The sequence below is a fragment of the Streptomyces sp. NPDC051173 genome, from assembly GCF_040689515.1.
GTDB lineage: Bacteria > Actinomycetota > Actinomycetes > Streptomycetales > Streptomycetaceae > Streptomyces.
On the sequence record NZ_JBFBBD010000068.1, the window covers coordinates 21,536 to 37,542 of the forward strand.

18 protein-coding genes and 1 pseudogene are annotated in these 16,007 nt (G+C 71.4%); 12 read left to right on the plus strand and 7 right to left on the minus strand.

The features are described from left to right. Nucleotides 1-85: 85 nt before the first annotated feature. Nucleotides 86-1,306, minus strand: coding sequence for a threonine ammonia-lyase (ilvA, locus tag AB0435_RS27285; protein ID WP_366005159.1), 1,221 nt, complete (start codon nt 1,304-1,306; stop codon nt 86-88). A 298-nt stretch (nt 1,307-1,604) separates the two neighbouring features. Here ilvA and AB0435_RS27290 point away from each other — a divergent pair, with 298 nt between their 5' ends. From AB0435_RS27290 to AB0435_RS27300, 3 genes are all read left to right on the plus strand, one after another. Continuing rightward, nucleotides 1,605-2,096 carry a MarR family transcriptional regulator gene (locus AB0435_RS27290; protein WP_366005131.1) on the plus strand — a complete coding sequence of 164 codons (492 nt, stop codon included), beginning with the start codon at nt 1,605-1,607 and terminating at the stop codon, nt 2,094-2,096. Between the two features lie 84 nt (nt 2,097-2,180). Next, complete coding sequence (locus AB0435_RS27295) at nt 2,181-2,672, plus strand: sigma factor-like helix-turn-helix DNA-binding protein (protein WP_366428170.1); 492 nt, start codon at nt 2,181-2,183, stop codon at nt 2,670-2,672. After that, a complete protein-coding gene (locus AB0435_RS27300; RefSeq protein WP_366005129.1) occupies nt 2,669-2,920 on the plus strand; it encodes a hypothetical protein in 252 nt (83 codons plus the stop codon). The genes AB0435_RS27295 and AB0435_RS27300 overlap by 4 nt, the downstream gene beginning before the upstream one ends. 80 nt (nt 2,921-3,000) lie before the next feature. Here AB0435_RS27300 and AB0435_RS27305 read toward each other — a convergent pair whose 3' ends face one another. Then, nucleotides 3,001-4,146 carry a cystathionine gamma-synthase gene (locus AB0435_RS27305; RefSeq protein ID WP_366005128.1) on the minus strand — a complete coding sequence of 382 codons (1,146 nt, stop codon included), beginning with the start codon at nt 4,144-4,146 and terminating at the stop codon, nt 3,001-3,003. 154 nt (nt 4,147-4,300) lie between these two features. Between AB0435_RS27305 and AB0435_RS27310 the strand changes: the two genes are divergently transcribed. From AB0435_RS27310 to AB0435_RS27320, 3 genes are all read left to right on the plus strand, one after another. Then, nucleotides 4,301-5,386: a hypothetical protein gene (locus AB0435_RS27310; RefSeq protein ID WP_366005127.1), complete on the plus strand. Its 1,086-nt coding sequence runs from the start codon at nt 4,301-4,303 to the stop codon at nt 5,384-5,386. A 67-nt stretch (nt 5,387-5,453) separates the two neighbouring features. Continuing rightward, a complete protein-coding gene (msrA, locus tag AB0435_RS27315) occupies nt 5,454-6,113 on the plus strand; it encodes a peptide-methionine (S)-S-oxide reductase MsrA (protein WP_366428171.1) in 660 nt (219 codons plus the stop codon). Nucleotides 6,114-6,353: 240 nt separating this feature from the next. Further along, nucleotides 6,354-6,887 carry an NUDIX hydrolase gene (locus AB0435_RS27320; RefSeq protein ID WP_366428172.1) on the plus strand — a complete coding sequence of 178 codons (534 nt, stop codon included), beginning with the start codon at nt 6,354-6,356 and terminating at the stop codon, nt 6,885-6,887. An 8-nt stretch (nt 6,888-6,895) separates the two neighbouring features. Here AB0435_RS27320 and AB0435_RS27325 read toward each other — a convergent pair. Further along, nucleotides 6,896-7,519: pseudogene (locus AB0435_RS27325) on the minus strand (hypothetical protein); the annotation flags it as partial. A 1-nt stretch (nt 7,520) separates the two neighbouring features. On the opposite strand from AB0435_RS27325, the gene AB0435_RS27330 reads away from it, so the two are divergent. Next, the gene (locus AB0435_RS27330) at nt 7,521-7,769 is read left to right on the plus strand and encodes an ATP-binding protein (protein ID WP_366428173.1); all 249 of its coding nucleotides are present in this window, start codon (nt 7,521-7,523) and stop codon (nt 7,767-7,769) included. Further along, complete coding sequence (locus AB0435_RS27335) at nt 7,769-7,972, plus strand: hypothetical protein (RefSeq protein WP_366005121.1); 204 nt, start codon at nt 7,769-7,771, stop codon at nt 7,970-7,972. Before AB0435_RS27330 ends, AB0435_RS27335 begins: the two co-directional genes overlap by 1 nt. Nucleotides 7,973-8,550: 578 nt before the next feature. On the opposite strand, the gene AB0435_RS27340 is transcribed toward AB0435_RS27335, so the two are convergent. Further along, the gene (locus AB0435_RS27340) at nt 8,551-8,739 is read right to left on the minus strand and encodes an antitoxin (RefSeq protein WP_366005119.1); all 189 of its coding nucleotides are present in this window, start codon (nt 8,737-8,739) and stop codon (nt 8,551-8,553) included. 243 nt (nt 8,740-8,982) lie between these two features. Between AB0435_RS27340 and AB0435_RS27345 the strand changes: the two genes are divergently transcribed. Beyond that, nucleotides 8,983-9,636 carry an ATP-dependent Clp protease proteolytic subunit gene (locus tag AB0435_RS27345; RefSeq protein ID WP_366005118.1) on the plus strand — a complete coding sequence of 218 codons (654 nt, stop codon included), beginning with the start codon at nt 8,983-8,985 and terminating at the stop codon, nt 9,634-9,636. A gap of 1 nt (nt 9,637) precedes the next feature. Beyond that, nucleotides 9,638-10,240, plus strand: a complete 603-nt coding sequence (locus AB0435_RS27350) for an ATP-dependent Clp protease proteolytic subunit (protein WP_366005117.1) — start codon at nt 9,638-9,640, stop codon at nt 10,238-10,240. Between the two features lie 49 nt (nt 10,241-10,289). On the opposite strand, the gene AB0435_RS27355 is transcribed toward AB0435_RS27350, so the two are convergent. Next, complete coding sequence (locus tag AB0435_RS27355; RefSeq protein WP_366005116.1) at nt 10,290-10,712, minus strand: helix-turn-helix transcriptional regulator; 423 nt, start codon at nt 10,710-10,712, stop codon at nt 10,290-10,292. A 526-nt stretch (nt 10,713-11,238) separates the two neighbouring features. Between AB0435_RS27355 and AB0435_RS27360 the strand changes: the two genes are divergently transcribed. Continuing rightward, nucleotides 11,239-12,300, plus strand: a complete 1,062-nt coding sequence (locus tag AB0435_RS27360) for an MsnO8 family LLM class oxidoreductase (protein WP_366428174.1) — start codon at nt 11,239-11,241, stop codon at nt 12,298-12,300. Here AB0435_RS27360 and AB0435_RS27365 read toward each other — a convergent pair. Both AB0435_RS27365 and AB0435_RS27370 read right to left on the minus strand, forming a co-directional pair. Beyond that, on the minus strand, nt 12,253-13,428 hold the full coding sequence (locus AB0435_RS27365) for a TerD family protein (RefSeq protein ID WP_366428178.1): 1,176 nt from the start codon (nt 13,426-13,428) through the stop codon (nt 12,253-12,255). The genes AB0435_RS27360 and AB0435_RS27365 overlap by 48 nt on opposite strands. Nucleotides 13,429-13,505: 77 nt before the next feature. After that, on the minus strand, nt 13,506-14,312 hold the full coding sequence (locus AB0435_RS27370) for an NAD(P)-dependent oxidoreductase (RefSeq protein ID WP_366006548.1): 807 nt from the start codon (nt 14,310-14,312) through the stop codon (nt 13,506-13,508). Between the two features lie 388 nt (nt 14,313-14,700). Here AB0435_RS27370 and AB0435_RS27375 point away from each other — a divergent pair, with 388 nt between their 5' ends. Further along, on the plus strand, nt 14,701-15,855 hold the full coding sequence (locus tag AB0435_RS27375) for a serine hydrolase domain-containing protein (RefSeq protein WP_366428175.1): 1,155 nt from the start codon (nt 14,701-14,703) through the stop codon (nt 15,853-15,855). The last annotated feature ends 152 nt before the right edge of the window (nt 15,856-16,007 follow it).

Here is a 16,007-nt window from a genome sequence, read left to right on the forward strand (position 1 = left end):
GAGGTTCTCCCCGTTTGGATGACGTATTACGCGATTTTACGTTCGACGTAGTCATTCCGCCCTGTGAATGAACCTCCTCACCGCATCAATCCATGACCAGATATCCCGCGTCCCGCAAGGCCGCTGCCACCTCGGAACAGTGCTCCGGCCCCTTGGTCTCCAAATGCAACTCCACTTCCGCCTCGGTGAGCCCCAGCCGCGGATCGGTCCGCACGTGGCTCACGTCGAGGACGTTGGCGTCGACCTCCGAGAGCACCTCCAGGAGCGCGGCCAGCGCCCCGGGCCGGTCCGTCAGCCGCAGCCGCAGCGACAGATAGCGGCCCGCGGCCGCCATGCCGTGCCGCAGGATGCGCTGCATCAGCAGCGGGTCCACGTTGCCGCCGGAGAGCACCGCGACCACCGGACCCTCGAAGGAGCCGGGGTCCGACAGCAGCGCCGCCACCGGGCTCGCCCCGGCCGGCTCCACCACCAGCTTCGCCCGCTCCAGGCAGAGCAGCAGCGCGCTGGACAGCTCGTCCTCGGAGACCGTACGGACCTCGTCCACCAGCTCCTGGACGATCCGGAAGGGCGCCTCACCTGGGCGGCCCACCTTGATGCCGTCCGCCATCGTCACCGGTGCCTCGATCGACACCGGGTGGCCGGCCGCCAGCGAGGGCGGGTAGGCGGCCGCGCCCGCGGCCTGCACGCCCACGATCCGCACGTCGGGCCGCAGCGCCTTCACCGCCACCGCGATGCCCGCGGCCAGCCCGCCGCCGCCGATGCCCACCACGATCGTGCGGACCTCGGGGCACTGCTCCAGGATCTCCAGGCCCACCGTGCCCTGGCCCGCGATGACGTCCGGGTGGTCGAAGGGGTGGATGAAGACCGCGCCGGTCGTCCGCGCGTACTCCTGCGCCGCCCGCATCGTCTCGTCGACGATCTGCCCGTACAGGCGCACCTCCGCACCGTACTCCCGGGTCGCGGCGACCTTCGGCAGGGGCGCGCCCTCCGGCATGAACACCGTGGAGCGCACGCCCAGGAGCGCGGCGGCCAGGGCCACGCCCTGCGCGTGGTTGCCCGCGCTGGCGGCCACCACGCCCGCCGCGCGCTCCTGTTCGGAGAGCCCCGCGATACGCGCGTACGCGCCGCGCACCTTGAAGGAGCCGGTCCGCTGGAGGTTCTCGCACTTCAGGTGGACCGGCGCCCCGACCAGCCCGGACAGGAAACGACTGCCCTCCAGCACGGTCGTCCGGGCCACCCCGGAGAGCATCTTCTGGGCGTCGCGCACCTCGTCGAGCGTGACGGTCGGCAGGGATGTGCCGGACATCTGCGGAAGCGCCCCCGGCAGGGCGGATACGTCGGACTTGGGGGACACCGCGAAGCCGTCCTCGTCACCAACTCGTGCAGCCATGCCGCCCAGTCTCGCAGCTCGCACCTGTGACGACCGCCGCAGGAGGGATACAGCGCGACATACCGGCACGGCGTACGGCGAGGCGTACGGGACCACGCAAGCACCGCATACCGAGCGGTTTGCCAAGGCCCCGTACGGGCGCCCTTCCGGCCGCGTACTCTGTCCCCCAATCCTCAGCGATTCCCTGCCCGCCGCACGAAGTGAGCCCCAGGCCATGCCCACCCCTTCGGACATGAAGACCGACCTCGCCCCAGGCGTCCTCGACGCCCTCCAGCACCAGGTGGCCGTCTTCGCCCGCCGCGCCGAACAGACCCGGCTCGGCGGTGTAGGCCAGGTCCGCAACTCCATGGACCGCGCCGCCTATCTACTGCTCAACCGCCTCGACCAGGAAGGCCCGATGGGCGTCAAGGCGCTCGCCGCGGGCATGGGAATCGACTCCTCGACCGTCACCCGCCAGGTGGCGCCGCTGGTCGACACCGGCCTCGTCAAGCGCACTTCGCACCCCGAGGACGGCCGCGCCGTCGTCCTCCAGCTCTCCCCGCGCGGCAAGGCCCGCCTCGACGAGGTGCGGGCCTCACGGCGCGAGCTGATGGCACTCATCACGCAGACCTGGACGGAGGACGAGCGGGACACCTTCTGCGGCCTGCTCACCCGCTTCAACTCCGCGCTCTCCGACGCGCTCCTGCCGGTCGCACCCACCTCTTGACGACCTCTTGACCGGACACCGCCGGCTGCCCTCTCCTGGTGCGTACGGACCTGGTGCGTACGGACAGCAGCGCGCGGAGGCGGGGTGCGAGAGCGACAGGCGGCCCGGGAACGCCGTCGCGCCCGGGAGTTCGAGGCGTTCGTCGGGGGCGCGGGCGGCAGACTGCTGCGTGCCGCCGTGCTGCTCACCGGGGAGAACGGACAGACCGGGGAGACCGGGAAGAACAGCCTCACCGGCGCGGGCCCGCACGAGGCCGCCGAGCGGCTGCTGACGGCCGCCCTGGCCGACACGTACGCCTGCTGGGACCGGCTGCGCGGCGAGGACCCCTACGAGCACGCCCGGCAGGAACTCGCGGCCCGGTTCGCCCGCTCCGCCCGGCGCTACCGCCGCACCCACGGCGCCCTGGAACAGCTCGCTCCACGGGAGCGGCTGGTGCTCGTGCTGCGCCTCCACGAGGGCATCGCCGAGGAACAGGTCGCGGCCTGTCTCGGCCTGCCGACGGAGCGCGTACGCGTGCTGTGCACGCGCGCGGTGGCCGTCCTGCGCAGCCGCCGTACGCCGTCGGGTGTGCCGTGAGCCCGCACGACCGTAAAGAGGACGAGATACGCCGGATGCTGGAACGCCCGCATCCGGCGGTCCCACCCGACCTCGCCCTGCGGGCGGCCGAGCAGGGCCGCCGCCTGCTGCGCAGACGGCGGGTGCTCCGGGCCGTGGCCTGGGGTGTGCTGCTGGTGGCGCTGGCGGCCTTCTGCGTATGGGCCGCGACGGCCCGGCCGTGGGCCCCACCACCGGCGGACGTGGCGCCGCCGCTGCGCGGCTGGTAGGTGTCCTCAAGCGCCGGACGGTCCGTGAACGGGCGCCCGCCGGCCTTCGAGGACACCGGCCGCGGCCGGGAAACCTGCCGTCAGCCCAGCGCCCGCGACAGGTCCGCCAGCAGGTCGTCCGCCGACTCGATGCCGACCGACAGGCGCACGAGGTCCGCCGGGACCTCCAGCGGGGAACCGGCCGTGGACGCGTGCGTCATCCGGCCCGGGTGCTCGATCAGCGACTCCACGCCGCCCAGGGACTCACCGAGGGTGAACAGCTCGGCGCGGTTGCAGACCTCGACCGCCGCCTCCTCGCCGCCCGCGACGCGGAAGGACACCATGCCGCCGAAGGCGCGCATCTGCTTGGCCGCGACCTCGTGCAGCGCGTGCTCCGGCAGGCCCGGGTAGAAGACCTGGGTCACCTTCGGGTGGGACACCAGCATCTCGGCCACGCGCTCGGCGTTGGCGCTGTGCCGGTCCATGCGGACGGCGAGCGTCTTGATGCCGCGCAGCGTCAGCCAGGAGTCGAAGGGGCCGGCGACGGCACCCATCGCGTTCTGGTGGTACGCCAGCTCGTCGGCCAGGGCCGTGTCCGCCGTGACGAGCGCGCCGCCGACGACGTCGGAGTGGCCGCCCATGTACTTCGTGGTGGAGTGGACGACCACGTCGGCGCCCAGCGACAGCGGCTGCTGGAGGTAGGGGCTGGCGAAGGTGTTGTCGACGACCAGCTTCGCGCCGGCCTCGTGGGCGACGCCCGCGACGGCCGCGATGTCGGTGATGCCGAGCAGCGGGTTGGACGGCGTCTCGACCCACACGGCCTTCGTGCGCGGCGTGATCGCGGCACGCACCGCCGCCGGGTCCGAGGTGTTGGCCACCGACCACTCGACGCCCCAGCGGCTGACGACCTTCGCGAAGAGCCGGAACGTTCCGCCGTAGGCGTCGTCGGGGATGACGACGTGGTCGCCGGGCGACAGCAGCGTACGCAGCAGGCAGTCCTCGGCGGCCAGGCCCGACGCGAAGGCGAGACCGCGGCGGCCGCCCTCCAGCGCCGCCAGGTTCTCCTCCAGCGCGGTGCGCGTGGGGTTGGCGCTCCGGCTGTACTCGTAGCCGTTCCGCAGGCCGCCGACGCCGTCCTGCTTGTAGGTGGAGACTTGGTAGATGGGCGGGACCACGGCCCCGGTCAGCGGATCCGCCTCCTGACCTGCGTGGATGGCGAGGGTTTCAAAAGAGTGCTGGTCGCTCATTGCACCGAGGGTAGTACCCCGTTCACGTGAACACTCCTGTCATTTGTAACCGGAGGATGAACGATCCGCGGGGCTGCGGCGTTGTCACTCATAGGGCCGCTGTCCTCGCCCTCGTCCCCTCTCCCGTTTCTGCCCCGTTCTGTCAGGAAAGCCCATGGAGTATCTGTTCATCCTGTTCGCCGTCGTCGTGATCTGCGGCGTCCTGGTCGCCCCCGCGCTCCGCCGCAGGCGCGCCGGGCAGGACGCGCTCCAAGGGCACGAGGCGGCCGTCGACCCCGCCGGGGCGTACGGCTTCGTCCCCGTCGAGCAGCTGGACGTCCGGCTGCCGGGGCCCGACCCTCAGCTGCTGGCGGCCGTCGAGGAGGCGCGCCGCACGCAGGACTGGAAGCCCGCCGCCGACCTCCTGGCCCGCACGGCCGCCACCACCGACCCCGAGCTGCGCTGGCAGCGCGTGCAGACCCTGGCGGGCGCCGCCGCCCAGGAGCTGGCGGAGTCGCCCGGCACCGGCGGGATGTGGCTGCGGCACTGGCGTGCCGTGGCCCCGAAGGACGCGGGCGGCGCGGCGGTGCAGGCGGAGTTCCTCGTCCAGCAGGCGATGCGTGACCCGTCCTCGCAGGACTACCGGATGATCCTGGAGGAGGCCCGCACGGTGTGCGGGGAGGCCGCCCTGCTGGCCCCGGGCGACCCCGTGCCGTACATCGTGCAGCTGGGCGTCGCGCGGGGGCTCCGCGCCAGCGAAGCGGAATTCCAGTCCCTCTGGGAGACGGTCGTCAGCCGGGCGCCACACCACATGGGGGCACATCTGGCCGCCCTGCGCTACTGGAGCGCGAAGTGGCACGGCTCGCGGGAGCAGGCCGACGCCTTCGCCCGGCGCGCCGCCGCGTCGGCCCCGGCGGGCAGCCTGCTGCCGGCCCTCCCGCTCTTCGCCGTCCACGACCACCTGCCGGACATGCTCTCCCGCGAGGCGTTCCACGGTGTCGTGGTCTCGGAAGCGGTCGAGGGTGCCCTGTTCGCGGTCTCGGGCGCGCCCGCCGATCACCCTGTGCTGCCGCACGTGCGCCACCTGCTGGCGTGGTTCCTGATCCGCACGGAGCGGTACGGGGAGGCGGTGGAGCAGCTGCGCGCGGTCGACGGGCACATCGGGGCGGTGCCGTGGTCGTACGAGGCGGACCCGGTCGCGGCGTACGCGACGTACCGGGCGCTCGCGGTCGCGGGCTGGCAGCGCTCCGGCCGGAGCTGAGCGCCGGGAATCGGCCTCCGCTCTCGTACGTTGTAGGGAGGACGCCACCTCCCTTGGAGCCGCCGCCATGCTGTTCTCGCGCCACGAAACCCGCCTGCCGACCCCGGACGAGGCCCTCAAGGGCCGCCCGGAACCGGAATTCGCGCTCCCCGAGCGCCACACGGTCCTGGGCAATCCCCTCGCCGGCCCCTACCCCGAGGGCCTGGTCGTGGCCGACTTCGCCCTGGGCTGCTTCTGGGGCGCCGAGCGCAAGTTCTGGCAGACGCCAGGCGTGTGGACGACGCTGGTCGGCTACCAGGGCGGCCACACCCTCAACCCGGCGTACGAAGAGGTATGCAGCGGCCTCACCGGCCACACGGAGGCCGTACGCGTCGTCTTCGACCCGTCCGCCGTCTCCTACGAATCCCTCCTGAAGCTCTTCTGGGAATCCCACGACCCCACCCAGGGCTTCCGCCAGGGCAACGACAGGGGCACGCAGTACCGCTCGGCGATCTACACCCATTCCCCCGTACAGCAGTCGACGGCGGAATCCTCCCGGGACGCCTACCAGTCGGTCCTCCAGCGCTCGGGCTACGGCACGATCACCACGGAAATCCTGCCGGCGGGGCCGTTCTTCGCGGCGGAGCCTTACCACCAGCAATACCTCGACAAGAACCCCGCGGGGTATTGCGGGATCGGCGGGACGGGCGTGAGCTGCCCGATCGGGGTCGCTTCGGCGGACGGCTGAGGCCGTGACGGTTCCTTTCGTCATCTGCCGCTGTGCAGGCTGGGCCGACCGCCTCGTTGAGGAGCCCAGCCACGGTCTGCGGAACTGAGGGGCGCCACAACGCCAGATCCCGTTGCCTCAACGGCAGACACCCCAGGCCGTCTTCGCCTATCCACCGCTCGGCGACCTTGATCCCACTCCCTCCGCAACTCGCATCACCCTCTGGGATGCTGGGCGTTGACGGCGAGAGGGGCAACACACATGCAGTGGAAGACCCACGGCGAACGACAGATCTATACGAATTCCTGGGTGAATCTGTGCCTTGTCGATGTCGAGCAGCCGGACGGGAAGCGGTGGGAGCATCACGTGGTGCGGCTTCGCCATCTGGCCGTGGCTGCTGTGGTCAACGACCGGCGTGAGGTCCTGATGATGTGGCGGCACCGCTTCATCACGGACAAGTGGGCGTGGGAGCTGCCCATGGGGCTGATCGAAGAGGGAGAGACCCCGGAAGAGGCCGCCGCTCGTGAGGTCGAGGAGGAGACGGGCTGGCGTCCGGGGCCCATCAAGCCGCTGATCTACGCCGAGCCCGCGAACGGGATCACGGACTCGGAGCACTATGTGTTCCGGGCCGACGGCGCTACGCACATCGCGCCGCCCACGGAGAAGAACGAGTCGGACCGGATCGAGTGGATCCCGTTGGACGAGGTGCGCGGCATGATCGACCGGCGGGAGATCGTCAGCAGCGGCTCTCTCGTGGGCCTGCTCTACGTGCTCATGGACGAATCGATTCGCTGACCGGGTGCTCACCGCAGGGCGGCCCGCAACTGCATCTCGAACGTCCTGACTGCGGGCTCCCTCCGGTGAGGCAGCAGCAGCTGGTGGAACTCCCGTAGGTGTCCGGTGACCCGCTTGGAGTCGACCGCGGACGCGATGTCCAGCGCTCCGCCGGCGGTGCGGCACGCCTGGTCGAGGTTGCCACGTTGCAACTGGATCCTGGCCAGCCAGAACGAGTGGAAGGCACGTCCGCGCTGGTTGCCTTCGTGTCCCCGCCGCAAGGCGTCGGTGACGAGCGGCTCGGCCGCATCGGCTTCCCCGAGTCGGCCGTAGGCGATGCCGGTGTCCACGATCAGCTTGGTCTCATCGAAGTACGCGACCCACGACGGGTCGTCGTCCGAGTCGGAGATCCGCCCGAAGTGGCTCTGTGCGTCCTTGATCGCGGCGTGAGTCGCCGTCCGGTTGTTCATCGCCGCGTGGGCGAACGCTTCCCGCATGGACAGCATCGACATGACGCGCGGTGTTCCGCCGTGCCATCGGGTGCAGTCCTGGGCTGCGGTCGAGAGCGCGATGGCGTCGGCCGGACGGTCCTCGTAAGTCGCTTGCAGGCTCATGCATGAGAGCACGTTGGCCATGAAGGGACGGTCATCGACGATGGTGTCCCACCGAGTGCCCCCGGGGCGGGAGATCGAGACCCGGTTCCTGCCTCAGCCCAACGGTCTACGCATCCAGGTTGACGACGCCGACAGTACGCGCCCCCGGCCCTGCGGCCAGAACTCGGAAGGCGGTCGCGGCCTGGAACTCGTGGCCGCGCTCTCGGACTCCTGGGGCGTGAGCGACCGGGACGGAATCGGCAAGTCGGTATGGGCCGTGCTGACGGCTCCCGGACGAAAGGACGCGTGATGGCGGAGGTATTGGGGACGACGGTCCGGGCGGGGGACATGGTGAACATCCGTGGCAAGTGGCAGGAAGTCAAGGCGGTCCGCAAGGAACGGGACCGGCTGGGCAAGCGGGAGGTCGTACTCGTCTTCAAGGACGAGCATGCTCTGCGGGTGGGTCTGACACAGCGCGTCGACGTCTTGCGCAACGGGCGCGGGGTGCGGTGATGGCGGCTCGGTCGGTGTTGCGGTTCGTGGACTGGCGGTTGCAGTTCGACGTCACGGGAAGTCCGCCGATCTTTGAGATGGAGTGCACTTCGTGCGACACCTCGTCCGAGGCGTCCGAGGCTCCTACGGTCCCGCAGGAATGGGCCTTGAAGCACGCCGGCCGGACCGGGCACACGATGTTCAGGGCTGTGAATACGGCCTTCTTCCGCGCGACGCAGGTGAAGGAGCAGCGGTGAGGGGCGGGGCGTGCGGGAAGTCGTGGCGTCGGTCGGGTTCTGGGCGGGTGAGTGGTGGGGGCGGCATGTGTCGGACCGTGAGCTGTACCGGGTCCTGGACTCCGAACGTCGCCGTATTGCCGTTGGGCTGCCCGTGCTGACTGAAGAGGACGTTCGGGCCGGGTTGCAGCGCATCGCCGAAGGCGTGGCCCGACGTGGGCTGGAGGGGCGGTTGTCGCCCCCATGGATCGGGCAGGGGTCTTCAGCTCCTGGGAGGGGGCGGTCTCTCACCTCGAGCGCGGCCGACCCGCCCGGCGCAACCGCTCAAGCCCGCCCGGCACGCCGCAGAGGTGAATCTCCGCGCTACGACTGGGGAGGCTGGTCCTGGTCGCGTCCCAGTTGCTCCTTGAGCTTGTCCTGAGCGGTGTCGACCTGACTGCTGTACTTGCCCTGGGTCTTCTCGTCGACGAAGTCACCGGCCTTGTCGATGCCCTTCCCGGCCTGGTCCTCGTGTCCCTTCAGCATCTGCTTGAGCTTGTCCATCACGCTCATGGCGGTCTCCCTTGCTGCGATCGGGTGAGCCTCGTATCTCCCCCAGGAAAGCCGCCCCACACGCACCGCACCCGCTCAGCTACTCCAAACGGGTGACGTGGACCAAAAGCCCCCAGGACAGGGCTTCGTCGCTCTGCCCTCGGCAGATCTGCCCCTGGCAGAGAAGGCTGTCGTCCGGGCGAGGGCGGGCCGAAAGTGGAGGGGTCGCGGCAACGGGAGCCGCGTCTTCACAGGGAGGCACGCATGTCCATGCTCACCACCGGGTGGGACCCGTCCCAGGCCCCGCGGGCCGCCGAGGGGGACACTCCTCCGTCGCGGTTCGACGACCACCTCTCCGCCCAACTCCTCGCCCAGCGCATCGTCTTCCTCGGCACCCAGGTGGACGAGGTTTCTGCGAACCGCGTCTGCGCGCAGCTGCTCCTGCTCTCCGCGGAGGATCCGCGGGCCGACATCGGCCTTTACATCAACAGCCCCGGCGGGTCCGTGTCGGCCGGGCTCGCGATCTACGACACGATGCGGCTGATCCCCAACGACGTCTCCACGCTCGTCATGGGATTCGCCGCGAGCATGGGCCAATTCCTGCTCACCGTAGGCGCGTCGGGAAAGCGCTACGCCCTGCCGAACGCGCGCATCATGATGCACCAGCCGTCCGCGGGCATCGGCGGGACCACCGCCGACATCGCGATCCAGGCGGAGAACCTGGAGTTCACGAAGAGGGCCATCGAGCGGATCACCGCGGAGCACACCGGGCAGAGCGAGGAGACGATCTCCCGCGACGGCGACCGGGACCGCTGGTTCACGGCTGAACAGGCCCAGGAATACGGCATGGTGGACCACGTCGTCCAGTCGCTCGACGACGTCCGCCCCGCCGCCTCGCGCCGACGGATGGGGATCTGAGATGGGGCAGTACACGATCCCGACCGTCGTCGAGCGCACCTCGTCGGGCGAGCGGGCGTACGACATCTACAGCCGGCTGCTGTCCGAGCGGATCATCTTCCTCGGGACGGAGATCGACGACGGCGTCGCGAACGTCGTCATCGCCCAGCTGCTCCACCTCGAATCGTCGAGCCCGGACGCCGAGATCGGGATCTATCTCAATTCGCCCGGCGGCTCGTTCACCTCCCTCATGGCGATCTACGACACGATGACGTTCGTCAGCTCGCCGATCTCCACGTTCTGCGTCGGACAGGCGGTCTCGACCGCGGCGGTGCTGCTCGCCGGGGGCGACCCGGGGCGGCGGTTCATCCTGGAGCACTCCCGGGTCCTGCTGGGGCAGCCCGCGAGCGGCGGCCAGCAGGGAACGGTCTCCGACCTCGCCCTCCAGGCCAAGGAGATGCTGCGGGTCCGCTCGCAGGTCGAGGAGGTCCTCTCCCGGCACACGCACCACGACGTGGCGACCCTGCGCGCGGACATGGACCGCGACAAGGTCTTCACGGCGCACGAGGCGGTGGCGTACGGACTGGCCGACCAGGTGCTCAGCCGGCGGACACCGGCCGCCTGACCCACCACGGGCTCCGGCGGCCGTCGTTCAGCGGGGGTACGGCCGCCGGTCACGCCGCGAGGCGCACCTCGCCCTGCCGACGCGCCGCCGGGGCGGCGGTACGACGGTGGGTCCGCTCGGTGAACTCGGTGAACGAGGTCACCCTGGAGCCGCGTCCGGCCGCCGCGGTGCGGGCGAGCTCGCCCTGGACCAGGGCCAGGAGATCGGTCAGTCCCAGACCGAGCGCGCGGGCCGCGGCGGCGAGCATCTCGGACGACGCCTCCTTGCGGCCGCGCTCCAGCTCGGAGAGATACGGCATGGAGATCCGGGCGGCGTCGGCCACGTCCTTCAACGTGCGGTCTTGCGCGTGGCGTTCGCGGCGCAGGACGTCTCCGACGATGTGCCGCCAGAGTGGCTCCTTGGCCTCTGAGTCGGCCTCTTCTGCCGGGCGTAGCGGGACGACTCGGGCTCGGTTCGACGCGTCGCTGGTCACGTCTTCAGGGTAGGAGGGTGGCCCTTCGGGATGAACCAACTGGGTTCTGCCGGGGGCGAAATCGGTGGGGGTGCGTTGCGCCTGCGGCGGGCTTTTCCCCAGCCCCGCCCCTTCCCGGCTGCGTCTGATGTGCGGCTCCGCCGCGCGGGGGCGCGTGCCCCAGGCCCCCGGCTGCGGGGCGGTGGGCGCCTGCGGCGCTTGTTCCCCTACCCCGCCCCTTCCCGAGACTGGGGCTCCGCCCCAGACCCCGCACCACGCTTCGCGCGGTGTCCTCAAACGCCGGACGGGCTGTTTTTCACGGACCGCGGGTTCGTAGCCTGCGTGCGTGCAGGGATTCGGACTACGGTCCGCGCATTCAGCCCGTCCGGCGTTTGAGGACACGCCCGAAGGGCGTTCACCGCCGCAGGCGGCAACGGCGGGACAGCCGGGGGCCTGGGGCACGAGCCCCAGTTCGGGAAGGGGCGGGTAGGGGAAAAAGCCCCGCCGCAGGCGGGAATCTTCCGGCGGCATCGCTGTTGAAGCGGACGTGAGCGCGCGTATCAGGAAGACCCCGTTCTCCGTTCTCGACCGGTCGCGGACGCGACAAGGGCATGAGTCAGGAGAAGCCCTCCGCGAGAGCGTGCGCTTCGCGCGGGACGCCGAGGCCCTCGGCTACCACCGCTTCTGGGTCTCGGAACACCACAGCGTGCCCGGAGTGGCCGGCTCCGCGCCCACCGTGCTGGCCGCGGCCGTCGCGGCCGCGACCTCCCGCATCCGCGTCGGCACCGGCGGGGTGATGCTGCCCAACCACCGCACCCTGGTGGTCGCCGAACAGTTCGGCGTGCTGGAGTCCCTCTTCCCGGGCCGGATCGACATGGGCCTGGGCCGCTCCGTGGGTTTCACCGACGGCATCCGCCGGGTGCTCGGCACGGACAAGGACGCCATGGGGGACTTCGGCGCCCAACTCGCCGAGCTCACGGCCTACTTCACCGGCGGAGCCCGCGCCCACCCCGAGGTGCACGCCCGCCCGGCGGAGGGCCTGCGGGTGCCGATGTTCGTCCTCGCCAACGGAGCGGGCGCCGAGTTGGCCGCCGAGGCCGGCGCGGCCCTGGTCATCGGCGGCCTGAACGGCGCGGAGAAGACGCTCTCCGCCATCGCCCGCTACCGGGCCGCCTTCCGCCCCTCCGCCCTGCGCGACCGCCCCTACGTCGTCGTCGCGGGAAACGTGGCCGTGGCGGAGACCACCGAGCGGGCCCGCCGCCTGCTGATGCCGGAGGCGTGGGCACTGGCCTACTCCCGTACGCACGGCGTCTTCCCGCCGCTGACCTCCGCCGAGGAGATCGACTCCCTGACCATGACGGACCGGGAGCGCGGCTTCTACGAGGCCGGGCTGCGTGGCCACATCCACGGCACGGAGGACGAGGTGGCCGCCGCGCTCGACTCGCTGATCGAGCGCAGCGGCGCCGACGAGGTGCTGGTCACCACCGCTTCCCACGACCGGGTGGCGCTGCTCGCCTCCTACCGCCGGCTGGCCCGCCTCGCCGGGCTGCCGGCGGGGGCGTCACAGGGCCTGGGCGGCGGGCTTGACCAGGTCGCGCACCGTCTTTGACTTCACGTACTCCCCGAGGGCCGTCATCTCCCACTCGCCCGAGAACTGCCGGATGAACTTGCACATGAGGACACCGGTCTTGGGCTCGGCCCCCGTCAGGTCGAAGCGCACCAGCTCCTCGCCCGTGCGGGCGTCGAGCAGGCGGCAGTACGCCTTGGCGACCTGGGTGAACTTCTGGCCGTTGAAGGAGCTGACGGTGAAGACCAGGCCGGTCACCTCGGGCGGCAGGCCCTCCATGTGCACGGTGATCGACTCGTCGTCTCCCGAGCCCTCACCGGTGAGGTTGTCACCCGAGTGCTGGATCGCGCCGTTGAGGATCTGGAGCTTGCCGAAGTAGCAGGCGTCGATCATGTTGCGGTCGGGGCCGTAGGCGATCACCGAGGCGTCGAGGTCGATGGCGCGGCTGCCGTACGCGGGCTCCCAGCCGAGGCCCATCCGCACCGACCGGGTGAGCGGCTTGCCGCCCTTGACCAGGGAGACCGTCTGGTTCTTCTGGAGGCTGACCCGGCCCTTGTCGAGGTTGATCCTGCCGGGCGCGGGCGGGAAGGCGGGCGGCGCGGCGGGGGCCGGGGGAGCGGCCGGGGCGCCCCACTGGCCGGCGGGCGGCGCCTGCGCGGGCACGGGCGGGGCGGCCGGCTCCTCCACGCTCACGCCGAAGTCCGTGGCGATGCCCGCCAGGCCGTTCGCGTAACCCTGGCCGACCGCGCGCACCTTCCACGCACCGGCCCGGCGGTAGACCTCGACGACCACCAGCGCCGTCTCCGAGCCCAACTGCGGCGGGGTGAACGTGGCGAGCACGGCGCCGTCGTCCGCGCTGCGCACGGTCGCGGTCGGCTCGGTGCCCGCGAAGGTCGCGCCCGCGGCGTCCAAGCTGGCCGTCACCACGATCTTCTCGATGCCCTCCGGCACCGCGCCGGTGTCCACGGTGATCGAGTCGGGCGTGCCGCCGGACGCGGCGCGGTGGGTCACGCCAGGCCCGCTGGGCTGGTTGTAGAAGACGAAGTCGTCGTCGGAGCGCACCTTGCCGTCGGCGGTGAGCAGCAGGCCCGAAACGTCGAGCCGCACCGGTGCGGTGACGTCCACCGTCACGCGCGTGACGGCCAGTGGGATGTTCGAGCCGGGTGTCATAGCGGTCATGTCCCGGGTAACGAGTGGCCGCGCTTTGCGGTTCCATTACCGAACGTCGGATTCCCGTCCGGCCGCCGTCAGGGCCGCCAGGCGGGTGGGCTGTCCGCGCAGAAGGGACCGCCGAGCCAGGCGGCACCGGGCCCCGGGCCCCCGTCCTCCGCCGCTAGGAGCTCGGCGGCGTACGGCTCCGAGTCGTCCAGGGGCTCGTAACCGAGCGCGCGGGCGCCGGAGAGGTCCCACCACAGGCGGGTGTTGGCGGAGCTGCCGTACACCACGGTGTGCCCCACCCCCTCGGCCGTCAGCGCGGCGTGCGTCAGCCGGGCGCAGTCGCCGGGGCTCAGCCAGGTGGACAGCATGCGGACGGACCGCGGCGCGCGGAAGCAGGAGCCGATGCGCAGGCAGACCGACTCGATCCCGTGCCGGTGCCAGTAGAGGGCGGCGAGGTCCTCCCCGAAGCACTTGGACAGCCCGTAGAAGGTGTCCGGACGGTGCGGCGTCGTGGCCGGGATCGGGGGCGCTCCCTCGCCCGGGACCGGGGTGAAGCCGACGGCGTGGTTGCTCGACGCGAGGACGACCCGCTGGACGCCCTCCAGCCGTGCCGCCTCGTAAAGGCGGTACGTGCCCTCGACGTTGGAACGCAGGATCTCCTCGAAGGGCGCCTCCGCCGGGATCCCCGCGAGGTGGACGACCGCGTCGACGCCCGCCATGGCCGCGCGCAGCGCCTCGCCGTCGTGGAGCTCCGCCGTGACGGCGTCCGGCTCCCCCTCGACCGGGCGCCGGTCGAACAGGCGCAGCCGGTGGCCGAGTCCGGGAAGCAGTTCGCGCAGGAAGGTGCCGATGCCTCCGGCGGCGCCGGTGACGAGGACGGTGGGAGCGGTCGGCATGCGGTCACGCTAGCGCTTGGCCGGCGGTCTTGTGACGGGTTCCGCGAGTGGTGTCGTCTGTGCACCACCGCTGCGCGGCGGTGTCCTCAATCTCCCCCAGACTCCGTCCGGGGGTGCCCCCAACGGGCTGGATGTGGCTGATGCGGTGCGTGATTCAGCCTGTTCGGAGCATGAGGCTGTGCCGGCAGCCCGGCGACATCCACCGGACAAGGCTCAGGAAAGCGACGTACGGAGGCAAGGTCCACCGATCCGCCCTAATCCCGGTCCCCGTGCCCCCGATTGGCCGGAAGCGCAGGTCTTTTCCCAGGTCAGCGGAATATCCCGGCGCCCCGCGCTGCTCCACACCGACACAGGACCCGCTCATCCCTCGATCCGCAAGGAGTTACACATGTCGAACGGTGCCGCCGCCCAGGGGACCGTGGCCAAGGGCTACGAAGCGGTGCGTGAGGTGTTCGAGGCGTCCCTCGCCGAGGAGCGCGAGGGGCACTCGGCGCAGCTCGCCGCTTATGTGGACGGCCGTCAGGTCGTCGACCTGTGGGGTGGCCCCGGCATCGAGGCCGACTCCCTCACCGGGGTGTTCTCCTCCACCAAGGGCGCCGCCCACCTCGTCGTGGCGATGCTCGTCCAGGACGGCACCCTCGACCTGGATCGCGAAGTGAGCCACTACTGGCCCGAGTTCGCCGCCGAGGGCAAGGGCCGCCTCACGCTGCGCGAACTGCTCGCCCACCGCGCGGGCCTGGCCGGCGTCGACGGCGGGCTCACCCTGGAGGAGCTCGCGGACGACCGCGTGATAGCCGAGCGGCTGGCCGCGCAGCGCCCGCACTGGCGGCCGGGCGTCGCCTTCGGCTACCACGGCCTGGTCATCGGCGCCCTCACCGGCGAGGTCGTGCGCCGCGTGACGGGGCTGACCATGCAGGAGTTCTACGAGACGCGCGTCCGCGCGCCCTACGGCATCGACTTCTACATGGGCCTGCCCGAGGACCAGGAGCACCGGGTGTTGAACACCCAGCCCATGGACCCGACGCCCGAGCAGAAGCGAGCCCTGCTGGAGGTCGCCGGCGGGCCGGAGAGCCTCAGGGGCGTGGCGTTCAACCTCAACCACGCCGTGCCGACCGTGCTGGAGGAGCTGCCCAACTCCCGTGTCATCCGCGCGGGCGGCCCCGCCTCCGTCGGCGGCATGGCCTCCGCGCGCGGCCTCGCCCGGCTCTACGCGGCGGCCATCAGCACCGTCGACGGCAAGGAGCCGCTGCTCACGCCCGCCACGGCCGCCGATTTCGCCCAGGTCCACTCGGTCGGCCACGACCTGGTCCTGCGTCAGCACAACGCCTTCGGCCTGGGCTTCTCCGCGGTCTCGGACACCTTCCCGTTCCTGGGCGGGCGGTCCTTCGGGCACAGCGGCGCGGCCGGATCGCTCGCCTTCGCCGACCCGAGCCGCGGCCTCGCCTTCGGCTACAACCGCCGCCGCTTCGCCTTCCCCGGCGGGGCGGCGCCGGAGACGGCGGGGTTGGCGGCGGTGGTTCACGGCTGCGCGTCCGCGCGTTAGGGGTCGGTCCGGCGGGGTGCGCCTGCGGCGGGCTTTTTCCCCAGCCCCGCCCCTTCCCGAAACTGGGGGAGACCCCCAGACCCCCAGACCCCCAACCACGCTTCGCGCGGTGTCCTCAATCGCCGGACGGGCTGATATTCAGCCCGTCCGGC

What these genes read in the sequence shown, in the direction of transcription:
- ilvA (WP_366005159.1), bottom strand. Translation starts at nt 1,306, where the DNA reads ATGTCCGGCACATCCCTGCCGACCGTCACGCTCGACGAGGTGCGCGAC.
- AB0435_RS27320 (WP_366428172.1), top strand. Translation starts at nt 6,354, where the DNA reads ATGCAGTGGAAGACCCACGGCGAACGACAGATCTATACGAATTCCTGG.
- msrA (WP_366428171.1), top strand. Translation starts at nt 5,454, where the DNA reads ATGCTGTTCTCGCGCCACGAAACCCGCCTGCCGACCCCGGACGAGGCC.
- AB0435_RS27290 (WP_366005131.1), top strand. Translation starts at nt 1,605, where the DNA reads ATGCCCACCCCTTCGGACATGAAGACCGACCTCGCCCCAGGCGTCCTC.
- AB0435_RS27330 (WP_366428173.1), top strand. Translation starts at nt 7,521, where the DNA reads ATGGTGTCCCACCGAGTGCCCCCGGGGCGGGAGATCGAGACCCGGTTC.
- AB0435_RS27305 (WP_366005128.1), bottom strand. Translation starts at nt 4,146, where the DNA reads ATGAGCGACCAGCACTCTTTTGAAACCCTCGCCATCCACGCAGGTCAG.
- AB0435_RS27375 (WP_366428175.1), top strand. Translation starts at nt 14,701, where the DNA reads ATGTCGAACGGTGCCGCCGCCCAGGGGACCGTGGCCAAGGGCTACGAA.
- AB0435_RS27365 (WP_366428178.1), bottom strand. Translation starts at nt 13,428, where the DNA reads ATGACACCCGGCTCGAACATCCCACTGGCCGTCACGCGCGTGACGGTG.
- AB0435_RS27370 (WP_366006548.1), bottom strand. Translation starts at nt 14,312, where the DNA reads ATGCCGACCGCTCCCACCGTCCTCGTCACCGGCGCCGCCGGAGGCATC.
- AB0435_RS27340 (WP_366005119.1), bottom strand. Translation starts at nt 8,739, where the DNA reads ATGAGCGTGATGGACAAGCTCAAGCAGATGCTGAAGGGACACGAGGAC.
- AB0435_RS27345 (WP_366005118.1), top strand. Translation starts at nt 8,983, where the DNA reads ATGTCCATGCTCACCACCGGGTGGGACCCGTCCCAGGCCCCGCGGGCC.
- AB0435_RS27335 (WP_366005121.1), top strand. Translation starts at nt 7,769, where the DNA reads ATGGCGGAGGTATTGGGGACGACGGTCCGGGCGGGGGACATGGTGAAC.
- AB0435_RS27310 (WP_366005127.1), top strand. Translation starts at nt 4,301, where the DNA reads ATGGAGTATCTGTTCATCCTGTTCGCCGTCGTCGTGATCTGCGGCGTC.
- AB0435_RS27350 (WP_366005117.1), top strand. Translation starts at nt 9,638, where the DNA reads ATGGGGCAGTACACGATCCCGACCGTCGTCGAGCGCACCTCGTCGGGC.